This is a genomic window from Phycisphaeraceae bacterium (assembly GCA_019636555.1).
Classification (GTDB): Bacteria; Planctomycetota; Phycisphaerae; order Phycisphaerales; family UBA1924; genus JAFEBO01.
On sequence record JAHBXH010000001.1, the window covers coordinates 1,770,582 to 1,790,304 of the forward strand.

General features: G+C 62.6%; 14 protein-coding genes. 11 read left to right on the plus strand and 3 right to left on the minus strand.

Annotation, left to right across the window (positions count from 1 at the left end; genetic code table 11):
* Window positions 1–57 precede the first annotated feature (57 nt).
* From KF691_07360 to KF691_07375, 4 genes are all read left to right on the plus strand, one after another.
* Complete coding sequence (locus KF691_07360) at window positions 58–666, plus strand: sigma-70 family RNA polymerase sigma factor (protein ID MBX3389260.1); 609 nt, start codon at window positions 58–60, stop codon at window positions 664–666.
* The gene (locus KF691_07365; protein MBX3389261.1) at window positions 667–3,642 is read left to right on the plus strand and encodes a serine/threonine protein kinase; all 2,976 of its coding nucleotides are present in this window, start codon (window positions 667–669) and stop codon (window positions 3,640–3,642) included.
* Between the two features lie 372 nt (window positions 3,643–4,014).
* A complete protein-coding gene (locus tag KF691_07370; GenBank protein ID MBX3389262.1) occupies window positions 4,015–4,689 on the plus strand; it encodes a response regulator transcription factor in 675 nt (224 codons plus the stop codon).
* 4 nt (window positions 4,690–4,693) lie between these two features.
* Window positions 4,694–6,217, plus strand: a complete 1,524-nt coding sequence (locus KF691_07375; GenBank protein MBX3389263.1) for a HAMP domain-containing histidine kinase — start codon at window positions 4,694–4,696, stop codon at window positions 6,215–6,217.
* 26 nt (window positions 6,218–6,243) lie between these two features.
* Here KF691_07375 and KF691_07380 read toward each other — a convergent pair whose 3' ends face one another.
* Entirely contained in the window at window positions 6,244–7,095 is an 852-nt protein-coding gene (locus KF691_07380; protein ID MBX3389264.1) for a hypothetical protein, read from the minus strand.
* Between KF691_07380 and KF691_07385 the strand changes: the two genes are divergently transcribed.
* Window positions 7,075–7,443: a hypothetical protein gene (locus tag KF691_07385; protein MBX3389265.1), complete on the plus strand. Its 369-nt coding sequence runs from the start codon at window positions 7,075–7,077 to the stop codon at window positions 7,441–7,443. The two genes, KF691_07380 and KF691_07385, sit on opposite strands and share 21 nt — an antisense overlap.
* Window positions 7,444–7,542: 99 nt before the next feature.
* On the opposite strand, the gene KF691_07390 is transcribed toward KF691_07385, so the two are convergent.
* The gene (locus tag KF691_07390; GenBank protein MBX3389266.1) at window positions 7,543–10,620 is read right to left on the minus strand and encodes an efflux RND transporter permease subunit; all 3,078 of its coding nucleotides are present in this window, start codon (window positions 10,618–10,620) and stop codon (window positions 7,543–7,545) included.
* Window positions 10,621–10,701: 81 nt separating this feature from the next.
* Complete coding sequence (locus KF691_07395) at window positions 10,702–12,078, minus strand: efflux RND transporter periplasmic adaptor subunit (protein ID MBX3389267.1); 1,377 nt, start codon at window positions 12,076–12,078, stop codon at window positions 10,702–10,704.
* A 132-nt stretch (window positions 12,079–12,210) separates the two neighbouring features.
* On the opposite strand from KF691_07395, the gene KF691_07400 reads away from it, so the two are divergent.
* From KF691_07400 to KF691_07425, 6 genes are all read left to right on the plus strand, one after another.
* Window positions 12,211–12,675, plus strand: a complete 465-nt coding sequence (locus KF691_07400; GenBank protein ID MBX3389268.1) for a MarR family transcriptional regulator — start codon at window positions 12,211–12,213, stop codon at window positions 12,673–12,675.
* 419 nt (window positions 12,676–13,094) lie between these two features.
* On the plus strand, window positions 13,095–13,688 hold the full coding sequence (locus KF691_07405) for a DUF2911 domain-containing protein (GenBank protein ID MBX3389269.1): 594 nt from the start codon (window positions 13,095–13,097) through the stop codon (window positions 13,686–13,688).
* 102 nt (window positions 13,689–13,790) lie between these two features.
* On the plus strand, window positions 13,791–16,295 hold the full coding sequence (locus KF691_07410; GenBank protein ID MBX3389270.1) for a PIG-L family deacetylase: 2,505 nt from the start codon (window positions 13,791–13,793) through the stop codon (window positions 16,293–16,295).
* A gap of 166 nt (window positions 16,296–16,461) precedes the next feature.
* Window positions 16,462–18,195: a sodium:solute symporter gene (locus KF691_07415; GenBank protein ID MBX3389271.1), complete on the plus strand. Its 1,734-nt coding sequence runs from the start codon at window positions 16,462–16,464 to the stop codon at window positions 18,193–18,195.
* On the plus strand, window positions 18,192–18,986 hold the full coding sequence (locus KF691_07420) for a hypothetical protein (GenBank protein MBX3389272.1): 795 nt from the start codon (window positions 18,192–18,194) through the stop codon (window positions 18,984–18,986). Before KF691_07415 ends, KF691_07420 begins: the two co-directional genes overlap by 4 nt.
* Window positions 18,961–19,722, plus strand: a complete 762-nt coding sequence (locus KF691_07425; protein MBX3389273.1) for a PIG-L family deacetylase — start codon at window positions 18,961–18,963, stop codon at window positions 19,720–19,722. Before KF691_07420 ends, KF691_07425 begins: the two co-directional genes overlap by 26 nt.
* The last annotated feature ends 1 nt before the right edge of the window (window position 19,723 follow it).

Here is a 19,723-nt window from a genome sequence, read left to right on the forward strand (position 1 = left end):
ACATCTTGGCAACCCCTCCCGTACCTGTATACTGACAGCTCGGAAGGATTCCGGGCCTTGAGCGAAGCACTTCTCGCGACAAAGACGACCACGCGTCTTCTCGACGCTTTGTTGGAGCCGGCCAATGAGCCGGCGTGGGCCCAGATTGACGCCCGCTATCGACCCGTCATCGCCGGTCTGGCCCGCCGCCTCGGCCTGCGCGAATCCGACGCCGACGAGGTCGCGCAGCAGGCGCTCTCCGAATTTGTTCGCGTCTATCGCGAAGGTCACTACGACCGAACCAAGGGCCGGCTCAGCTCATGGATCCTCGGCATCGCCCATCACACCGCGATGCGCGTCGCCCGCACGAACAAAAAAAACCTGCTTCCCGGCGCCACGATCCTGACCGAAACGCCGGACGAGCAAACCCTTCGCGGCATCTGGACCGACGAGCGCGACCGCACCATTCTCTCGCGTGCCATCTCCCTCCTCCGCGACGAGACCGGCGTGGACGACCGTACCCTCCAGGCTTTCGAACTTGTTGCGCTCCGCGGCGTTCCCGCCCCCGAGGCCGCTTCGCAATCCGGCATGTCCGTGGAGCAGGTCTACGTCGCCAAGAGCCGAATGACGAAAAAGCTCCGCGAGATCGTCCTCCAACTGACCGAAGCGTTCGAGGAGGACGTTTGAGTGACTCCGCCTCAACCCAGTTCGTTCCCCTCTTCTGATCCTGCCGTCGATCCTCCGACGCAATCGACCGGCGAATCTTCCGTGATCGGCTCCTGCCCGACCATGGCGGAGATCGAATCGCTCGCCAGCGGCCAGTCGGCCAGCGCCGAGGTCATGCGCCACGTCGGCACCTGCCCCGAGTGCAAAGACCGCCTGCGCGCAGCCAAGGACGACGCGAGTTTTCTCACGCGCGTGCGGCTGCTCGCCGAAGACGGGCTTCCGCCGGCCGGCGCGCCGCGCATTCCCGGTTACGGCAATCTCAGCGTCATCAGTTCCGGCTCGCAGGGCGTCGTCTACAAGGCCGTCCAGGAATCCACTTCGCGGACCGTTGCGATCAAGGTCACGATCGCCGGAGACACGGCTTCGGCCCGTCAGCGCGCCCGGGGTGAACGCGAAGCCGAAATCTCCGCCCGCCTCCGTCACCCCAACATTGTCACAGTCTTCGAATCACGCAAGCTCGGCGACGGACGCATCGCCGTCGTCATGGAGTTCATCAACGGCGTTCCGATCGACCGTTGGTATCCGCGCGGCCTGAACGACGAAGCCCGGCGCCGCAATCTCCTCCGCGTCTTTGTCGAAGTCTGCAATGCCATCCATCACGCCCACCTCAACGGCGTCATCCACCGCGATATCAAGCCCGACAACGTCCTCGTCACTCCGGACGCCCGCCCCGTCGTGCTCGATTTCGGCATCGCCAAAGCCGGCGGCATCCGCACGACCCTCACCGGCGAATTCGCCGGCACGCCCGCCTACGCCTCGCCCGAGCAGGTCTCCGGCAAGTCCGATGTGGTCGACGCCCTCACCGACATCTATTCGCTTGGCGTCGTGCTCTACCGGCTCCTTTGCGGGCGCATGCCCTACAACATCGAGGGTTCGATCTTCGACATCGCCAAGACCATCGGCACGGTCGAGCCCGTGCCGATGCGATTCCACGATATCTCGATCTCCGCCGATCTCGAGGCGATCGTCCGCCGCGCGATGCGCAAGGATAAGACCCTCCGCTACCAATCCGCCGCGGCGCTCGCCCGCGACATCGAAAACTATCTCGACGGCGCGCCCGTCGATGCCCGCAGCGGCTCTGGCTGGTACGTGCTCCAGAAGGCCATCTCGCTCAACAAGAAGCGGCTTTTTCTCGCCGCCGCCGCCGTCGTGCTCGTTGTCGGCGCGGGCGCCGCGGTCGCGATCAGCATCGCCAACGCCACGCGCTCCGCACAGTCCGCAGAGTTTCAGCGCGAGCGAGCCCAAGGCGAGAGTATCCGCGCCCGCGCCGTCGCCGAGCTTCTGCGCGAAGCGCTCCCCGGTACCGATCCACAAAGGCCAGAAATCGCCGAGGCGGTCGGCGCCGGACTCAACCGCCTCTATTTCCGCCTCGAAACAGGCGAGTTCAATGCCGATCCCGAAATGGATCAGGCGCTTCGGCGCATGTGGAGCGGCGTTTACACCGGTCTCGCCAACGGCAAACCCATCTCGCAGATCGAATACTCCGAGGTCGCTCTCCGCAACGGTCTGATGAGTCTGCGTGAGCAATACGGTGAAGAGCACGCCGAGATCGCCGCCACGATGCACGATCTCGCCAGCGTCCTCCTCGTCCGAGATCGCATGGGCGAGGCCGAGGTCTACTGCCGTGCGGCGCTCCAGATGCGCGAAAAGCTTCTCGGGGCTTCGAGCATCGAAACCGCCGAATCGCGCACGCTCCTCGCTCGCATCCACGCCAACCTGGTCAAGCCCGACGACGCCATGCGCGAAGCCGCCGCGGCACTCGCCGTCCTCAAGAAATTCCCGGAGGAGCGCGTCGATCTGCAGATCGCCACCCTTTCGGCTCTGCAGGCGCAGCTCTACATGAAGGTCGCCAAGTATCGCGACGCCGAGCCCAAGATCCGCGATGCGCTCGTTCGTCGGCTTCGGAGGCTACCTCCGGATGACTCGGATCTCCTGAGCGCGCTCTCGGCCGCGGCCGACTTCATCGCCGCTTGCTCCGACTGCCAGTTCACGGTTGACATGCAAAAGGCCTGGGGGACAAGCGATGTCCCGCTCGTCACCGCCATCCGCCGCGATATCCCGATCCTCGCATCACCAGACCGCGGAACCTACTACCGCCCCGTCGACATCGGGCGAACGCAGGCCCTCGAGCGCATCGTCCGCCTGCAGGGCGAAATGCTCGGCGAAGACAGCCCCGCGCTGGTGCGGACGCTCGTTTCGCAATATCGCGCTGCCCAGAGCGAGAACCGGATCGATGTCCGCTGGTCGGCGGCGCTCCGCGCCGCCGAAATCCTCTCAAAGAAGTTCGGCCCTAACGACAACTCCGTCCTCGTTTGCATCGAGGAAGCTTCAGTGAATCTCGCCTTCGGCGGACGCGCCGAGCAGGCCGTCGGTTTGCAGCAGCGAGCGCTCGACATCTGGATGTCGCGCCCCGAAAAATCGCGCGACAACCTGCTCGCGGCAAACTGCCGTCGCCGCCTCGGGTGGTACATGATCGCCGCCGGTCAGTTCACGGAGGCGCTCCCGATCCTGCAAACGGCGCAGAAAGAATTCGAAAAGGAAGTCGGCGGCAGGCACTACGTCGTCGCACTCGCGCGTTCGCACCAGGCGATCTGCTACGCCGAGCAGGGAAACTTTCAAGAGGCGGAAGACAACTCCCGCTTCGCGATCGAGATCCTTGCGCTCTGGCCCGCGACCCCCGTCGATACAGCCTCGCACATCCGCTTTTCCCGCGGCCACGTGCTCACCAGGCTCGGCCGCTACGAAGAAGCGCACAGCATGCTGTTGCAGGCGTGGGAGGGCTCGTACCGGCAGGACCGCATCGTCTCTCCATGGCGCAAGATGCTGACCGACGACATGATCACCAGCCTGAAGGCAATGGGAGATGAAGCCAACCTCCATGCATGGGAAGCCGTCGCCCAGCGCGAGGGAGAAGCGAACACCAAAGGGATGAGGTAGTGGCAGAGCGACCTGCAAGCGCAGCGATTTCCTGACTTTCGAAGCGCGAACCCCTGGGATCTTGCACACCTCGCTTCAAGAACAAGCGCCACTCGAAGGCGCGGGGCGCTCCTCGCCGTGAAGGGCGTGGATGCATCACCGGATCCGTGAATTCGCGTTGCGAGGCGAGTTCGAACTCCGGCAAACTTGGGTTCGATCCGAATTGTTTCGCGCGGCAATGAATGCGCTCACCCGAGTCCCATACGACCCGGCCCCGAAAAAACCGAGGTGGGGGCTTGGTCAATGTGTTTGCGTACAGTAAGGTTGTCGGGGGGCAGCGCCTGCCCATTCCGGGGCCCGCTCCCGGCCCGGTTGGGGAACGGAGAACATCGCATGCGAGTGTTGGTCATTGAAGACAACCCGAAAATGGCCCGTGGCATTTGCACGGGTCTCGACGAAGCGGGCTTCGCGACCGAAGTCTCGCACAGCGGTGCCGAGGGCGAGGACCTCGCTGCGGGCGAACCGTTCGACGCCATCGTTCTCGATCTCATGCTTCCGGACCGCGACGGCGTCGATGTCTGCCGTAATCTCCGGCGCAGAAAAATCGCGACGCCCATTCTGATGCTCACCGCGCTCTCGGCCACAGAGGACAAGGTTCAGGGGCTGGACTCCGGAGCCGACGATTACCTCACCAAGCCCTTCAAATTTGAAGAGCTTGTGGCCCGCTTGCGCGCACTTCTCCGGCGCGGCCAGGCGACCGAGGGCAAGATTCTGCGCTGCGACGACCTCGAACTCGATTTGTATTCCCGGCGGGCCACGCGCGCGGGCGAAACGTGGGACTTGCCCTCGCGTGAGTTCACGCTGCTCGAATACCTGATGCGGAATCAGAACCGCGTGCTCAGCCGCGTCCAGATCGGCGAGCACGTTTGGGAATTGAATTTCGAGCCCACCAGCAACGTGATTGATGTCTACATCTCGACGCTGCGCAAGAAGATCGATCGTCCCGGCCTCAAGCCGTTGATTCACACGATCAAGAACGCCGGCTATCGCTTCGGAATCATGGATTAGATCCATGACGCGGTCCCGCATCGACCTTGTCCGTCCAGCGCAGAACATGCGGCAGCTCCCTCTCCGGGTGCGGCTCATGCTTTGGATGATGGCGATCTTCCTGATCGTCCAGTTGTCGATCGCGTTCGTATTTCATCTCTACTTCGCAAGGGCGATCGAAGATTTTTTCTCCGAGCGCGCGATCGAGCGGGTCGACGCTATCGCCGAGTCGCTCCGCCCGGAGATTCCCACCATCACCGACGAGCAGCTCCAGCAGCTTGTCGCCACGCGGTTTCTCCTGCGCGTCGGAGAGGTCATAAAGATCGACGTCCTCGACGCCGGCGGCGCGCCGGTCGCGACCAACATTGCACCCGCTACGAAGCTTGATCCGACGCTCTTTCACCGTGCAGCAAACTCCGACGACCCATTCAGCGTGCGCAGCCGGATACGGCCCGTCGACAATCGCGCGACACCCGATCGAGTCTCGATCGCACCAATCACGACTTCGGACGGCCACGAGTACTTCATCGTCCTCACAACCAGCGATTCCAGCGCGTCGCAAATGCAGGAACTGACGACACGGATGATCGCCGCGGCGATCCCGATCGGCATTCTTCCGATCGCGCTCAGTGCCTATCTCATCGCGGGATTCGCCGTGCGCCCGCTCGCCGACATCCGCGATCTGGCTCAGCGTCTGTCGCCCGAATCGATCGATCAGTCGATCGAAAATGCGCCCGCCGCGTCGGAGATATCCGACGTCCGCAAAGAACTCGAGCGAGCCCGGCAGCGCATCGAAGCCGGCTTCGCGGCACAAGAACGATTCATGTCGAACGTATCGCACGAACTCAAGACGCCCATCGCGGTCGTCCTGACCGGAGCGCAGGCGCTCAAGACTGAAGATCTTCCCCGAAGCACGAAGGAGTTTCTCCGCGGCATGACGGAGGAACTCGAGAAGCTGGCGCGCGTGGTGGACAACTTCCTGCTCCTCACCCGCGTGCGCCACAACAAGGGCATCATCCCCGCGCTCGAGTCCTGCGCGCTCCGCGATGTGCTCCTGGATTCGTACGCGGGCTGCTCTTCGATGGCGACCCTTCACAAAGTTCGCCTGAGTCTGCGCGTGCCCGAAGGCGACGACATCGACGCGACCGTCGAGGGTAACGTCGATCTGCTCCGAATCATCTTCGACAACCTGATCCGCAATGCAATCCGCTTCAGCCCGGAAGGCGAGACGGTCGAGGTCGAGGCGGTCGCGAGCCCCGCCCAGATCACCGTGCACGTGCGGGATTGCGGACCGGGCATCCCTCCCGCGCTGCTCCCAAGACTGTTCGACCGCTTCGCGCAGTCCAAAGACGAGGAGCGGCGTGGACGCGGACACGGCCTCGGATTGGAGATTGCGCTCGGCATCGCGGAATTGCACCAAGGTTCGATCTCGGTTTCAAACCGTGATCCCAAAGGCTGCGAGTTCGTTGTGGTGTTGCCGCGACTTCAACCGGGCGACCGGCCGGACCTGCAAAACGGCGCGGCGGCCAATCGCGAAGTCCGCTCTTAGCAGGGCGCTGGGCCCGCGAATCCCGCTCAGGCGGCCACGTCCGCGGATACCAGAGTGACGAGCCCGGTGAACGCCGATTTTGCGGCGGATGAACCCGTATCGACGCGGGCACGAATGCGCAGAGTTCCCTCGCGACCGCTCGCGGGGGAAACCGGAATCTCGAGTTGGAGCTCTTCGCCGGATGCCGCGGCCTGCTTTGCCGCTGCCTGCAGCCGGGAGCGATCGGGCTCGCTGAGCAGCTCGGACCACGAATGCGCGGGTTCGACTTCGTCGCTCTGATTCAAGAAGAGCGCCTTCAGCCCGACCTCCCAGTAGATTCGGTTGGTCTCGATGTCCCAGCTGCACGCGGCGGAGGCCGACGAGTCCAGCGCGCGTCGAATTCTGCGGTCCCGCACCGTGAGCTGACTTGCTCGCTGCTCGAGTTGATTGCGCTGATCGACGAAGGTCTCATCGCCGTTGCGATGGAGCGGGCGCGAGCCGCCGCGTCCGGCGTCGGGCTTGGCGCGAGGGTCCATCATCAACATTGCGGGGAACACCCGGGCAACCGCGATCACCGTCGCGATCGAAATGCCTGCGGTCACAACTTTGACGACGAGCAGCAGCCGGAACGCGGGGTAGTACAGCATGGCCGCCGCGACGAGGCGCGTGATGCCGCACGCGAGCATGAACAGCCAGATCATCCACACCGTGCTGCGATTCGGAAGGCTTTTGCGTCCGAAAAGGAAGATCATCAGCAGCGTGCAGAGCACCGCGTAGGTGAAGAAGATCGACATGTCCGCGGCGAAATGGAACCAGCCCGAAGGAGTGGAGAGCGCGCCGCCGTGGACGGCGGTCGGTGGCTCAGCGGGATCAAAGAGGTGGAGCAGAAAATCGAGCATCGGTTCGAAAGGAAAAGCACGAGGCGCGGGCTCATCCAGTTTTCATTCGCACTTTATCGTGCGGATGACCCCCATCCGGTATCTTTGTATGGTCTTTTCGTCCGCTGTACAAGTCGAATTCCGCTGCAAAAGGTTCGAATCATGGCGGCCGTTTCGGTGTTGTTTTTCCTGATCGCCGTCGCGTGCGGCGTTTTTGCCTTTGGCAAAGACGGCGGCGATGTGGGATTCCACATCGGATTCATCATCGGCATAGTCGGCTTTGTTTCCTTCACTGTTGCGATCCTCGCGAGATGGGCGGCCAAGTCGCTCGACTCGGTACCCGGACAGTTCAAGCGACGCTCGCGCTGAGTTTTTCCATAAAATCAGGGCAAAATTGATGACTTCGCTCCTCGGCGAGTCCGACACCCTGAATCGGGCGAGTTCCCGATTTTTCGTCACGCTTGGTGCTCAGGCCATGCTGAGGCTCGGCTCGGGCATTCCGTCCGGCTCGAGCTGCACCGGTTTGTGGGCGCCCGCGAGCAGCGTGTAAATGCACGGCACTACGAACAGCGTGAACAGCGTGCTGATGGTCATGCCGGTTACCAGAACGATGCCGATGCTGTTTCGCGCTTCCGCGCCGGCTCCGGAGACCAGCACGAGCGGGAAGTGTCCGAAAACCGTCGCGGCCGACGTCATCAGAATCGGGCGGAGGCGCGTGCCGGCCGCCTGCATCGCCGCCTCGAACTTTGACGCGCCCGATGCTTGGACGTGATTCGCGAATTCCACGATCAGGATTCCGTTCTTGGCGACAAGGCCGACCAGCGTGATCAGGCCCACTTGTGAATAAATATTAATCGTGGTGAAGCCCAGGAACGTGAAGATCAGCGCACCGGTCAGGGCGAGCGGTACGGATCCGAGCAGCACAATCAGCGGATCGCGGAAACTCCCGAATTGCGCCGCGAGTACGAGGTAGATGAGGCCGATCGCGAGACCGAGTGTGGACGCCAGCGACGCACCTTCGGTCTTGATCTGGCGGCTCTCGCCCGCGTAATCAAGCGCGTAGCCGGCGGGCAGAACGTTTTTTGCCGCGGCCTCGAGCGCCGCGAGCGCTTCGGCTTTTGTGACCCCGTTCGCCACGATGCCGTAGATCTTGAAGCTGTTGCGCTGCTGGAATCGGGTGAGCTCGCGCGGCGCCGCCGTTGTTTCGAGCGTGACGAACGAAGAGACCGAGACCTGCCCGCCATCCGCGGCGCGCACTTTGAGGTTCAGAACCGACTCGGGCGTCATGCGCGCCGAGTCTTCGACCTGCGGAATCACTTTGTAGCTGCGGCCCTCGTGGTTGAATCGATTGGTGTACCCGCCCGAGAGCAGCACGGCAAGATCGCGTCCGACAGAAGCGAGATCGAGACCGATGTCGGCAACCTTGTCGCGATCGATCACGATCCGGGTCTGAGGTAGATCCACTTTCAAATCGGTATCGGCGTAGAGAAACTTCCCGCTTCCGAATGCGGCTCCGACGAGCATGCCGGCGTACTGCTCCATGTCCTGCGCTTCCTGCGTGCTCGTCACCATCAATTCGACATCGAACTGGCCGGCGCCCGGTAGCGGGGGGGGCAGAGCGGGAATGGCGCGGACGCCGCTGATCGCCATGAGCTTGGGAAAAACCTCGTTGCGCATATCGGTGGTCGATTGGTTTCGTTTGCTCCAGTCAACCGCCTTGATTCCGCCGAACCCGAACGTCGGGGACTGCATGACCTGAAAGAGAAACTCTCTGTTCTCGAGACTCATGAACGCTTCGCCGACCTGATCGAAGTACTTCAGCGAGTAGTCGAGAGAAGCGTCCGGAGCGGCCTGCACAACCGTGAACACGATGCCTTCGTCTTCCGTCGGCGCGAGTTCCGAGCGCGACATCATGTAGAGCGGGTAACCGGCGGCGGTGATGAGGACCGCCGCGATCACGACGGCCCAGCGCATCTGCAGCACAAACGCCAGAACCCTGACGTAAACGCGCTGCAACGCATCGAACTGGTGGTTGACGAAGCGCTGGAAACGGCCTTCTCGCGCTCCAGCGGGAACCATCCACGCGCTCATGACCGGCGAGAGCGTGATGGCGACGATGCCGGAAATCACGACGGCGGCGGCAAGAGTGAACGCGAACTCCCGGAAGAGCATGCCGGTCAAGCCGCCTTGGAATCCGATCGGGGCATAAACGGTGGCGAGCGTGATCGTCATCGCCACGACGGGTCCGAAGAGCTCGCGTGCGCCGAGTATCGCTGCCTGCATCGGAGTCTTGCCCTCGCGGACGTGGCGCTCGACGTTCTCGACGACGACAATCGCATCGTCCACCACAAGACCGACGGCGAGCACAATCGCGAGAATCGTGAGCAGGTTGAGAGAAAAGCCCATCGCCAGCATGGCAAGACACGCGCCGACGAGAGAGATCGGCATCGCGACCATGGGCACGAGCACCGTGCGCAGCGACCCCATGAACAGGAAGACCACGAGACCGACGATCAGAATGGTCTCGATGAGGGTGTGGATGATCTCCTTGATCGCATTTTCCATGTAGTACGTGCCGTCGTAGGCGAGCGTCATCGTGACGCCGGGCGCGAGTTTGGGCTGCATCTCCGCGAGCTTTTCCTTGAGCGCCTGGGCGACCTCGAGTTCGTTGGCGCTCGGCAGGGGCCAGACGCTGAACCAGATGGCGGGCTCTCGGTTGAATCCCGCGCGACCGGTGGCTTCTTCGCTTCCGAGCTCGATGCGCGCGATATCGGCGAGCCGGACGATCGTGCCGTCACGTTCGCGGACGATGAGTTGGCGGAATTCGTCCGCCGTGCGCAGGTCGGTGTCGGTCATCAGGTCGACCTGGACGTCCTTCCCTTTCGTACGGCCGACCGTCGCCAGAAAATTGTTTCGCACGAGCGCCGTTTGCACCTCACCCGGTGTGATGTCGAGCGCGTCGAGCTTGTCGGAGTCCAGCCAGATCCGCATCGCCAGCGGCAGCGGGCCCTCGATGCCCACGCGCTGCACCCCAGGCAGCGCCTGAAGCTCGGGCTGCAGTTCCCGCGCCATGTAGTCGTTGAGCTGCGGAAGCGACATCAGCTTCGTCGTCATGCTGATGTAGAAGGTGGCGTAGGGCTTGTCGGTCCGCTGGATTTCGATGACGGGTGATTCGACGTTGGAAGGGAGTTCGCTGCGCACCTGATTGAGACGCGCGGAGATCTCGGCAAGCGCCGCGTTGCTTGAGTGGTTCAGCCGAAGACGAACGGTGACGGTGCTGATGCCTGCGGTGCTCTTCGATTCGATGTAGTCGATGCCGTCGATCGCCGACACGGCCTTCTCGATCGGCGTAGTCACAAAGCCGCGGACCGTTTCGGCGCTCGCCCCGATGTACGCCGTGTTGATGATGATCGCGCTCGACTCGAGGCGCGGATACTGGCGGACCGGCAGGTTGAAGATCGCCTTCCACCCAAGGCCCAGGATGATCAGGTTGATCACGAGCGCCAGCACCGGCTTCTTGATAAAGATGTCCGTGAACGGTTTCATTCTTCTCTCGATTGCGGCACGAACCGCGATGGGATCCGAGTCCTGCGTTTATCTCGGCGGGCGGGAGCGGAGACTCACTGGTTAGTGTTTGTCGCTGACTTCACTGACGTTCGGGGTCGCCGGAGACGCGGGGCTCGCGTCATTCCCCGGCTTGTTCTGAATTCCGGCGTGCGCGGTCGCGCCGCCGGCCGGCTGTTCGCTCCGCGGCGGTATGGCGACGACCATGGCTCCATCCCTCAGTTTGAACGAGCCACCGGTGACGACTCTCTCGCCGGCCTCTAGCCCGGTCGCGACGACAACCCGATCGCCCATGTTTGCCCCGAGTTGCACCATTCTCTGATGAGCCACCATGGGGGGCGGTCCCTGCATGGGCGGCGCGCCGGGCGGAGCCGGCGGGATCTTGCTCGGGTCCATCGGCGACACCACATACACGTGGTCGCCGAAGGCGGCGCGTCGCACCGCCGTCGCCGGAATGACGATCGAATCAACCGGTGGCGACACAGGCACTTCGACATCGATAAACATGCCGGGCTTGAGTTTGTAGCCAGGATTCGGAACGCTGGAGCGCACCCGGACGTTTCGCGTGACCGGATTCACGGTCGCATCGACCGAGACGACGGTGATCTTCGCGTCGTCGGTACCGAGCAATTTAGACCTTGCCGACACGACCATGCCCGCGGACACACGCTGGGCATATTCCTGAGGCACTGCGAAATCGAGATAGATGTCGTCGGTGAGTTCGGTGAGATCCACGATCTTGGTGCCCTCGGCAAGGTATTGGCCGGGGTGGACCGTGCGCATGCCGACTCGTGCCTTGAACGGCGCGCTCAGGGTTTTCTTTGCGATGATGGTCTCGATCTGTTGCACGCGTGCCGTGGCTTGATCGCGCTCGGCCTTGGCTTTGGCGAGCGACGATTCGGCACGCTGCTGCGCGGCTTCGGCGCGCTCCACTTCACTCGTCGCCTTGTCGACATCCGATTCCGATACCGAACTTGCAGTCGCCGCGCTCTTGTACCGCTTCAGGGTCGAGCGCGCGAGGTCCGCCGCCGACTTGGCCATCGTGATTTCAGCTTCCGCGACTTCGATTCCCGACACGGCGAGTCGAACTGTCGCCTTGGCGGCGGCGAGGTCGGCCTCCTCGGTTGAGGCGTCGAGCTTGACGAGCACCTGACCGGGCTCCACGATGTCCCCTGAATTGAAGTTGACTTCTCTCACGACGCCGACGATCTCGTTCGCGAGATTCACGCTCCGGACGGCGATGACCGTGCCCACCAGACGTGAGCGTGGCTGCCACGGAACAGATGTGGCCTCGACCGTTTCGACAGATTCGGGCATCGCGAATCCGCCCATGCCTTGGGCGGCGTGAATCTGGCGATACTTCCAGAATGCAAGCCCTCCGCCGACGACGACCAACGTGGCGAGCAGTCCGACTCCGGCCAAAAACGGTTTCATTCGCATGACGAACCTTCTTCTCCTGGTCGGCGCGGTGCACCGGGTTGAGTGCACCCCGGGGCGCCCGAACGACCAACCAAGAAAACGATAGTCTTCAATAGTTGAAGTTGTCAAGTGTTTCGGGTAAGATGTGCCCCTATGGGCGTTTGCAAGATTCCCAAACCCAAGGATCCGGTTGCCGCGGCACGTGCGGAAGTGGTGGAGTTGCTTTTCTCGTATGTCGAGCGACTTCGAGCTCACTTCGAGTCGGTGGCCGCCGCGCGAGAATTGACGGCGGTCCAGGCCAAGGTGCTGATGTTTCTGGGGGACGCGGAGCCGATGCGATGCATCGCCGATAATCTGGGTTGCGATCCCTCGAACATCACGGGCGTAGTCGATCGACTGCAGGATCGCGGGTTGTTGACCCGCTCTGAGGATCCGAAGGATCGGCGCGTCAAAATCTTACATGTGACGCCGGCCGGAAAGAAACTGCGCGAGGTCATCGGCTCTGAATTGTTCCGTGACGTGCCTGGGATGAACATGCTTTCACGATCGCAGGTCGCCGACTTGCGCAATCTTCTTTCCAGCTTGTGCTCGGACGCCCCCGTCAATCAATCGATCTGAAACAAGGCAGCGATTGTCGGATGTGGAACCGGCATTTCCGTTTGGCTCAAAGTGCATCGAGAGCCTGTGAACGCGGCGCCCGGTCGGTTCTGCGAGCAAGAGGATCCGGTCGGAATCCCGGGTGCACCGGCTGAAACGCGGAGCATTCCAAACCCGCCGATCCTTCGGGGGGCTGATCGGCGGATTGCAAAAAGCCTGTAAACAATGGAACGATTGGTCGCGCTGCCGCATCCAACGGGTTCGAGGCGCGGAAGCACGTTGGTAGCGGAAACTCGAGCTGCATGATTCGCAGGGTGTTCCGGCAAGTTTGTTCGGGCACGCGCGAATCAGAGCCTCCGGCCGGAAATCGCAACTGTTCGCTTCTTCTCCGGAATGCTGGCAAGAATGATCCCGATTCTCTCAACTTCAAGGAGATCCGAATGAAACACTGGAAGCCGATCGTGTCCACTTTGGCGCTTTCGATGGTTGTCGCATTGCCCTTGATGGCGCAGCCCGGCGGTTCGACTCCCGCGCCCAAGCCGGCCACAAAGGCGCCGGCCCGCGTCAGCCCGGGCGAAGTGACGAGCACGGTTGTCGATGGCAATCGCGTGACGCTGGTCTACAGCCGCCCGTACACGAAGGACCCCAAGACCGGCGCCGCCCGCAAGATCTGGGGCGGGTTGGTCCCCTACGGACAGGTTTGGCGCGCGGGCGCGAACGAGGCGACGCTTTTGATCACGCAGCAACCGATCGAGATCGGCGGCGCGACCGTGCCGGCCGGCGCGTATTCGCTCTTCATGCTGCCGGTTGAGGGTGGCCCTTCGAAGCTGATCATCAACAAGCAGATCGGCCAGTGGGGCAGCCAGTACGATGACAAGCAGGATCTCGCCCGCGTCGATCTCGTGCAATCCGCAACCCCGGAGTCTGTTGATCAATTCACAATGCGGGTAGCGAAAGAAGCCGCCGGCGGGGGAACTCTCACTCTCGCGTGGGAAAACCTGCAGTTCACGGTTCCGTACTCGGTCAAGAAATAGCAGCGTGCACGGCGACTTCTCGGAGCCACGTTTTTCGATCGCGTTGATTTGTCACGACCTGCGCCGGCCGCGCCGGCGGTTGATCCCACGCGGATTTCAGAAATGAACACACCGCATCAATCGCCGACGTGGCTGGCTTGTCTATTCATCTTTTCTTTAATCGCGGGCGCCGCGTTCGGGCGCGCGCCCGATCTCCCGGAAAAGGAGGCGGCACCGGGCGCTGCGATCGGCCACGACTTGGAGGCGTTCGGAAAGTGCGCCACGGTTCTCTATGTTGCGGCGCACCCGGACGATGAGAACACGCAGCTCATCACCTATTTCTCGCAGGGGCGGGGCTTTCGGACCGCGTATCTCTCGGTGACGCGGGGCGACGGCGGGCAGAACGTGCTCGGTCCGGAATTCGGCGATGAACTCGGCGTGATCCGCACGCAGGAACTGCTCGAAGCGCGCAAAGTCGACGGCGGCAGACAGTTCTTCACGCGCGCCATCGACTTCGGGTTTTCGAAAGATCCGAATGAGACGCTGAGCATCTGGGATCGCAAGGCCGTGCTGGGCGACATGGTGCGGGTGATCCGCGAATTCCGGCCGGATGTGATCATCACGCGTTTTTCGCCCGAACCGAGCCGCACGCACGGACATCACACGGCGTCCGCGATGCTGACGGTCGAGGCGTTCAAATTGGCGGGCGATCCGAGCGCGTATCCGGAACAACTCGGCGAACTCAAGCCGTGGCAGCCGAAGCGGATTCTGCACAACGGCCGATCGGGGGGCGGCGAGTCTCCGGTCGGCGCTTTCAGCATCGACATCAGCGGCGCGGATGCGGTCACCGGGCATTCGTTCGACGAGATTGCGGCGAAGAGCCGCTCCATGCACCAATCGCAGGGCTTCGCGGGATTCACGGGATTCGGTTCGCGCGGTGCCGCGGGTGCGCGAATGGAGACGTTCTTGCCCTTGGGTGGAGAGCCGGCGGCCAAGGATCCATTCGACGGGATCGACACGACATGGGCGCGATATCCGGGAGGCGAGGGGGTTGCGAAGTCGGTTGCAGATGCGATCGCGGGATTTCGCGCCGATGATCCGGCGGCGAGCATTCCGGCGCTTCTTGCGATTCGTTCAAAGGCCGCTGCGCTCCCGAGCGACCCGGTGATCGCGGACAAGCGCGAGCAACTCGATCGGATCATCGCCGAGTGCGCGGGCATTCGAGTCCGCACCGAGATCGCAAATCCCGAAGTTTGTCCGGGCGAAACGATGGCGTTGCAGGTGTCTGCCGCGGCGAGCGCGCCCGTTCGATGGGTTGCGGTGCGGTTTCCGGCGACGGATCGCGACGAAGTTGTGAATGCGGATCTCTCTTCCACTTTCACGCGGCGTTCGTTGAGCGCGGAATTGCCGCCGACCGCGCCGCTGACACAGCCGTATTGGCTGAGAGAGACCGCTTCGGCGGGGATCGCACAGGTCTCCGATGCAATGCTCATCGGCCGAGCGGAAAACCCGCCGGTGTTCCCGGTTGAATATGTGTTTGAAATCGCGGGACAAGGGCTGGTCGTTCGCGACGTGCCGGCGAAAGCCATTTCGGCAGGCGACGGCGCGATTTCGCGGGAAGAACTCGTGGTCGTGCCGCCGGTTTCGCTCTCGTTCAAGTCGGATATTCGTTTGTTCGCTCCCGGAGAGCAACGCGCGGTGGAAGTGGAGGTGCTCGCGGCACGGCCGCAGATTTCTGGAACGGTTTCGCTGGAGGTACCCGCCGGCTGGAGCGTTTCTCCTGCCCCGCTTCCGCTAAAGCTCGTGCAGGCGGGCGATCGAAAAGCGTATGAATTTCAAGTCACAGCGCCCGGCGCGAGCGCGCCGGTTGATTTCGGAGTCAGAGCGGAAGTTGCGGGGCGCGAATATGGCACGCGCCGGATCGACATTCGCTATCCGCACATACCGCGGCAGGTGCTTCAGCCGCCGGCGCGGCTTCGCGCGGTCTGCCTCGATCTCAAGACCGCGGGACATCGCATCGGGTACGTTCCGGGCGCGGGTGATAGCGTCGCCGAATGTCTCGAGCAGATGGGGTTTGAGGTGACGACGCTCACTGGCGAGGATCTCACGCCGGAGAAGTTGAAAGGTCTTGATGCGGTGGTGATCGGCGTTCGCGCGTTCAACGTACGGAATGATCTGAGCGCGGGTCTACCGGCGCTCTTTGCGTTTGCGGAGGCTGGCGGCACGGTCGTCGTGCAGTACAACCGGCCGAACGGGATCCAAAGTGGCGCCGTTGCGCCGTTCAACCTTCAGATCTCTTCTGATCGCGTGACGGATGAAAACGCGCCGGTGACTTTGCTTGCGCCCGAGCATTCGGTGCTGAACACGCCGAACAAGATTTTGGCAAAGGACTTTGAAGGCTGGGTGCAAGAGCGGGGGCTGTATTTCCCGAATCAGTGGGACGAGCGATTTGTGCCGCTGATCGCGTGTTCTGATCCGGGGGAAGCGCCGCTGAAAGGCGGGCTGCTCGTAGCGCCGTACGGAAAAGGGCGGTACATCTACACGGGGCTGGCATGGTTCCGTGAGCTTCCAGCCGGGGTGCCGGGGGCGTATCGACTCTTCGCCAATCTCGTGGCACCCAGCGAATGAACCGAAACCCGTCTGAAAACCACGCGGCGCCGAGCCCGAACCCGGCCGACGATGAACTGGCGACTGGCTTGCCTCTGCTTGGCAGTTGGCGAGCGGTTTACATCTTGGTGACCGCGTGTTTTGTGTTCTGGGTTGCGATCCTTGCCCTTCTGCCGCGGGTGTTCTCTTGAACGCGCTCGATTACGCGGTGCTGCTGATCTCGATCCTGAGCATCGCGGCATACGGCATCTGGCGCACGCGGGGCAAGCGGAGCCTTGAAACGTACATTCAGGGAAGCGGCAAATCCTCGTGGCTGATCATCGGGATTTCGGTGATGGCGACGCAGGCGAGCGCGATCACGTTTCTCTCGACACCCGGCCAAGGCTTCGAGAGCGGACTTGGCTTTGTGCAGAATTACTTCGGTGCGCCGTTCGCGCTCATGATCATCGCAGCGATCTTTCTGCCCTTGTTCCGGCGGCTGAATGTGTACACGGCGTATGAGTTTCTGGGGAAGCGGTTCGACGCGAAGACTCGCTTGCTCGGCGCCGGGCTGTTTCTGCTGCAACGGGGGCTTGGCGCGGGGATCACGATCTATGCGCCGGCGATCGTGCTTTCGACGGTGTTCGGCTGGCCGCTCGATCTCACCATCATTTCGAGCGGGCTGGTGGTGATCATCTATACCGTCGTGGGCGGCAGCGAAGCGGTGAGTCTGACGCAGAAGTATCAGTTCGCCGTCATCTTCGCGGGGATGATCGCGGCGTTTGTCGTTTTGATTTGGAAGCTGCCCGCGGGAATCGGCTTTCGGGGCGCAATGAATGTCGCGGGCGGGCTCAATCGTCTGAACGCGGTCGATTTCTCGCCGAGTATCCAGAGCCGATACACGTTCTGGTCGGGGACGATCGGCGGATTGTTCCTGGCGCTCTCGTACTTTGGGACGGACCAGTCGCAGGTGCAGCGGTATTTGTCGTCGGGCTCGCTGCGCGAAAGCCGGCTCGGGCTGATGTTCAACGCGGTGTTCAAGATTCCGATGCAGTTCGGGATTCTGCTGCTGGGCGCGATGCTGTTTTCGTTCTATCAATTCGAGAAGCCTCCGGTCTATTTCAACCAGGCCGCGTGGTCGGAGCGCATGGCGGCGGACGGCTCGGCGGCGTATCAACAACTCGAGAGCGACTTCGCGGCGGTTCACGCGCAGAAGCGTGAAGCGATTCAGCGCTGGATCGCGGCCGAGCGGGATGGAAACGCGGATGGCGCTGCCGCGGCACGCGAACGGGCGCAGGAATTGCAGCAGCGAAGCGAGGAGATTCGCGCGCGAGCGAAGGCGGCGGTGGGGGGCGAGCTGAAATCCGGCGACGAAGGCAAGGGCGGAAAGCCGGTGAGCGACGCCGACTATGTATTTATCACGTTTATTCTCGGGTATCTGCCGCACGGTCTGATCGGGTTGCTTGTCGCGGCATTCTTTGCGGCGACGCTGTCATCGAAATCGGCGGAGCTGAACGCGCTGGCGTCGACTTCGACGATCGATGTGTATCGCAATCTTGTGTCGCGCGGCGCGAGCGATGCGCATTATGTGATGGCGTCGCGGGTGTTGACGGTGTTCTGGGGGATGGTGGCGATCGGGTTCGCGCTCTTCGCGCGGCTCGCGGAAAACCTGATCCAGGCGCTCAACATCGTCGGATCGATTTTTTATGGTCCGGTGCTGACGCTGTTTCTCGTGGCGTTCTTTCTGAAGTGGATCGGCGGGACGGCGGTCTTCTGGGCGGCGATCGGGGCGCAGTTGCTGGTGATCGCGCTTTATTTCACGCTGGACATCAGCTATCTCTGGTACAACTTCATCGGACCGGGCGCCTGCATCTTGCTTGCGATCGTGTTGCAGACCGTGCTGCCGCGGCAGCCGAAGAACGTGGGAGCGAATGCCGCATGAGTCAATCACCGGTCATCTGCTTCGGTCAGCAGCCGTGCGGCTTTTTCCCGCGCCGGTTTCTTGTCGCCAAGTTGCGGACGGCGAGAAAGCTGCAGGCGGAAATCGGGGGCGAGATCGTTTTCTTCTATCACGACAGCGATCATGACCCGCGCGAGACGCAGACGACGCTGCACCACCACAAAACGGGCGAACCGACGACGCTGAATTTCGCGTTCGAGAACAAGGTGCAGCGGAAGTACACGCCGTTTTATCTGAAGCGTGTCGTTGCGGAGTGGCACGCGAAAACACTGCGGCAAATGCCGTCGTTCGATGCGAAGGTGTGGCTCGAGGAGTTCCGCACGCTGCCCATGACGAACATCGCGGACTATTGCCTCGAGATGTACCGACGGATGGGGATGCTCAAGGGCGTGCGTGTGGCGCGGTCGGGCGATCCGGAGTTTCGGAAGGCGGCGTGCGATGTGGGCGAGTTTTACGCGGATGTGCCGTATGAGGGCGAGATCGTGCGGGCGCGTGTGATGGAAGAGGCAGGGGGCAAGCGCGTGCTGCAGTTGCACCAGGGGGGTGATTCGTTTCTGACGATTCCCGCGCCCGCATCGATTTCGAAAGAACAGATCAGTCCGGCTCGCGATACACGGCTTCGCTGGATGAATTCCGTGCTGCACTGCACGCACTATGTGTGCGGCGCGGGCGAACAGGCGTATCTGAAGAAAGAAGAGGCGCCCGAAACTGCCTTTGTCAACAGGGAGCCGATCGAGCGATCCGATGATGCCTACACCGAAAAAACCATCTGATGCGGGGCCGGCGCCGCTGGTCGCGTTCGGGGCGCACCCCGACGACGTGGAGTTTGCCTGCGGGGGCGTGCTCGCGGCGGAGGTGCGCGCCGGGCGACCGGTGCAGATCGTGGTCTGCTCGAGCGGCGAGTCCGCCACTCGGGGCACTCCGGTCGAGCGAGAGGCCGAGGCGCGGAAGGGCGCTGAGATTCTCGGTGCGACGCTCGAGTTTCTCGATCTGGGAGGGGATGCTCACTTTGAGTGGCGCGTGGAGCATGCGATCAAGATCGCGCGGCTGTTGCGGAAAACGAAGCCGGTGATCGTTCTTGCGCCCAGCGTTGTGCGCGATCAGCATCCGGATCATGCCGTGCTCGGCGAACTGGTGCGGCAGGCGGCGCGGCTGGCAAGATACGGAGGCGTCGCGGAGTTGAAAGATCTGCCCGCGCACGCGATCGGGCAATTGTTGTTCTACGCGATTTCGCCGAGCTCCGAGCCGAGCAGCGGGGTGGGCAGCGGGGTGGGTGGCGGAGCGGGAAAAGTTTTGTATGACGTTTCGGGCGTGATCGAGACTTGGAAGCAGGCGATGAACGCGCATGGATCGCAGACGGCTCACCTCAAATACATCGAGTTGCAGTTGTCGCGCGCCCGCACGCTCGGGCTGTGCGCCGGAGTTGAGTACGCGATCCCCCTCTTCCCGAGCGACTCAATCGTCGTCGAGTCGCTGGCGTCGATCTCGCGGGGAGCGAGGGCGTTTTGAT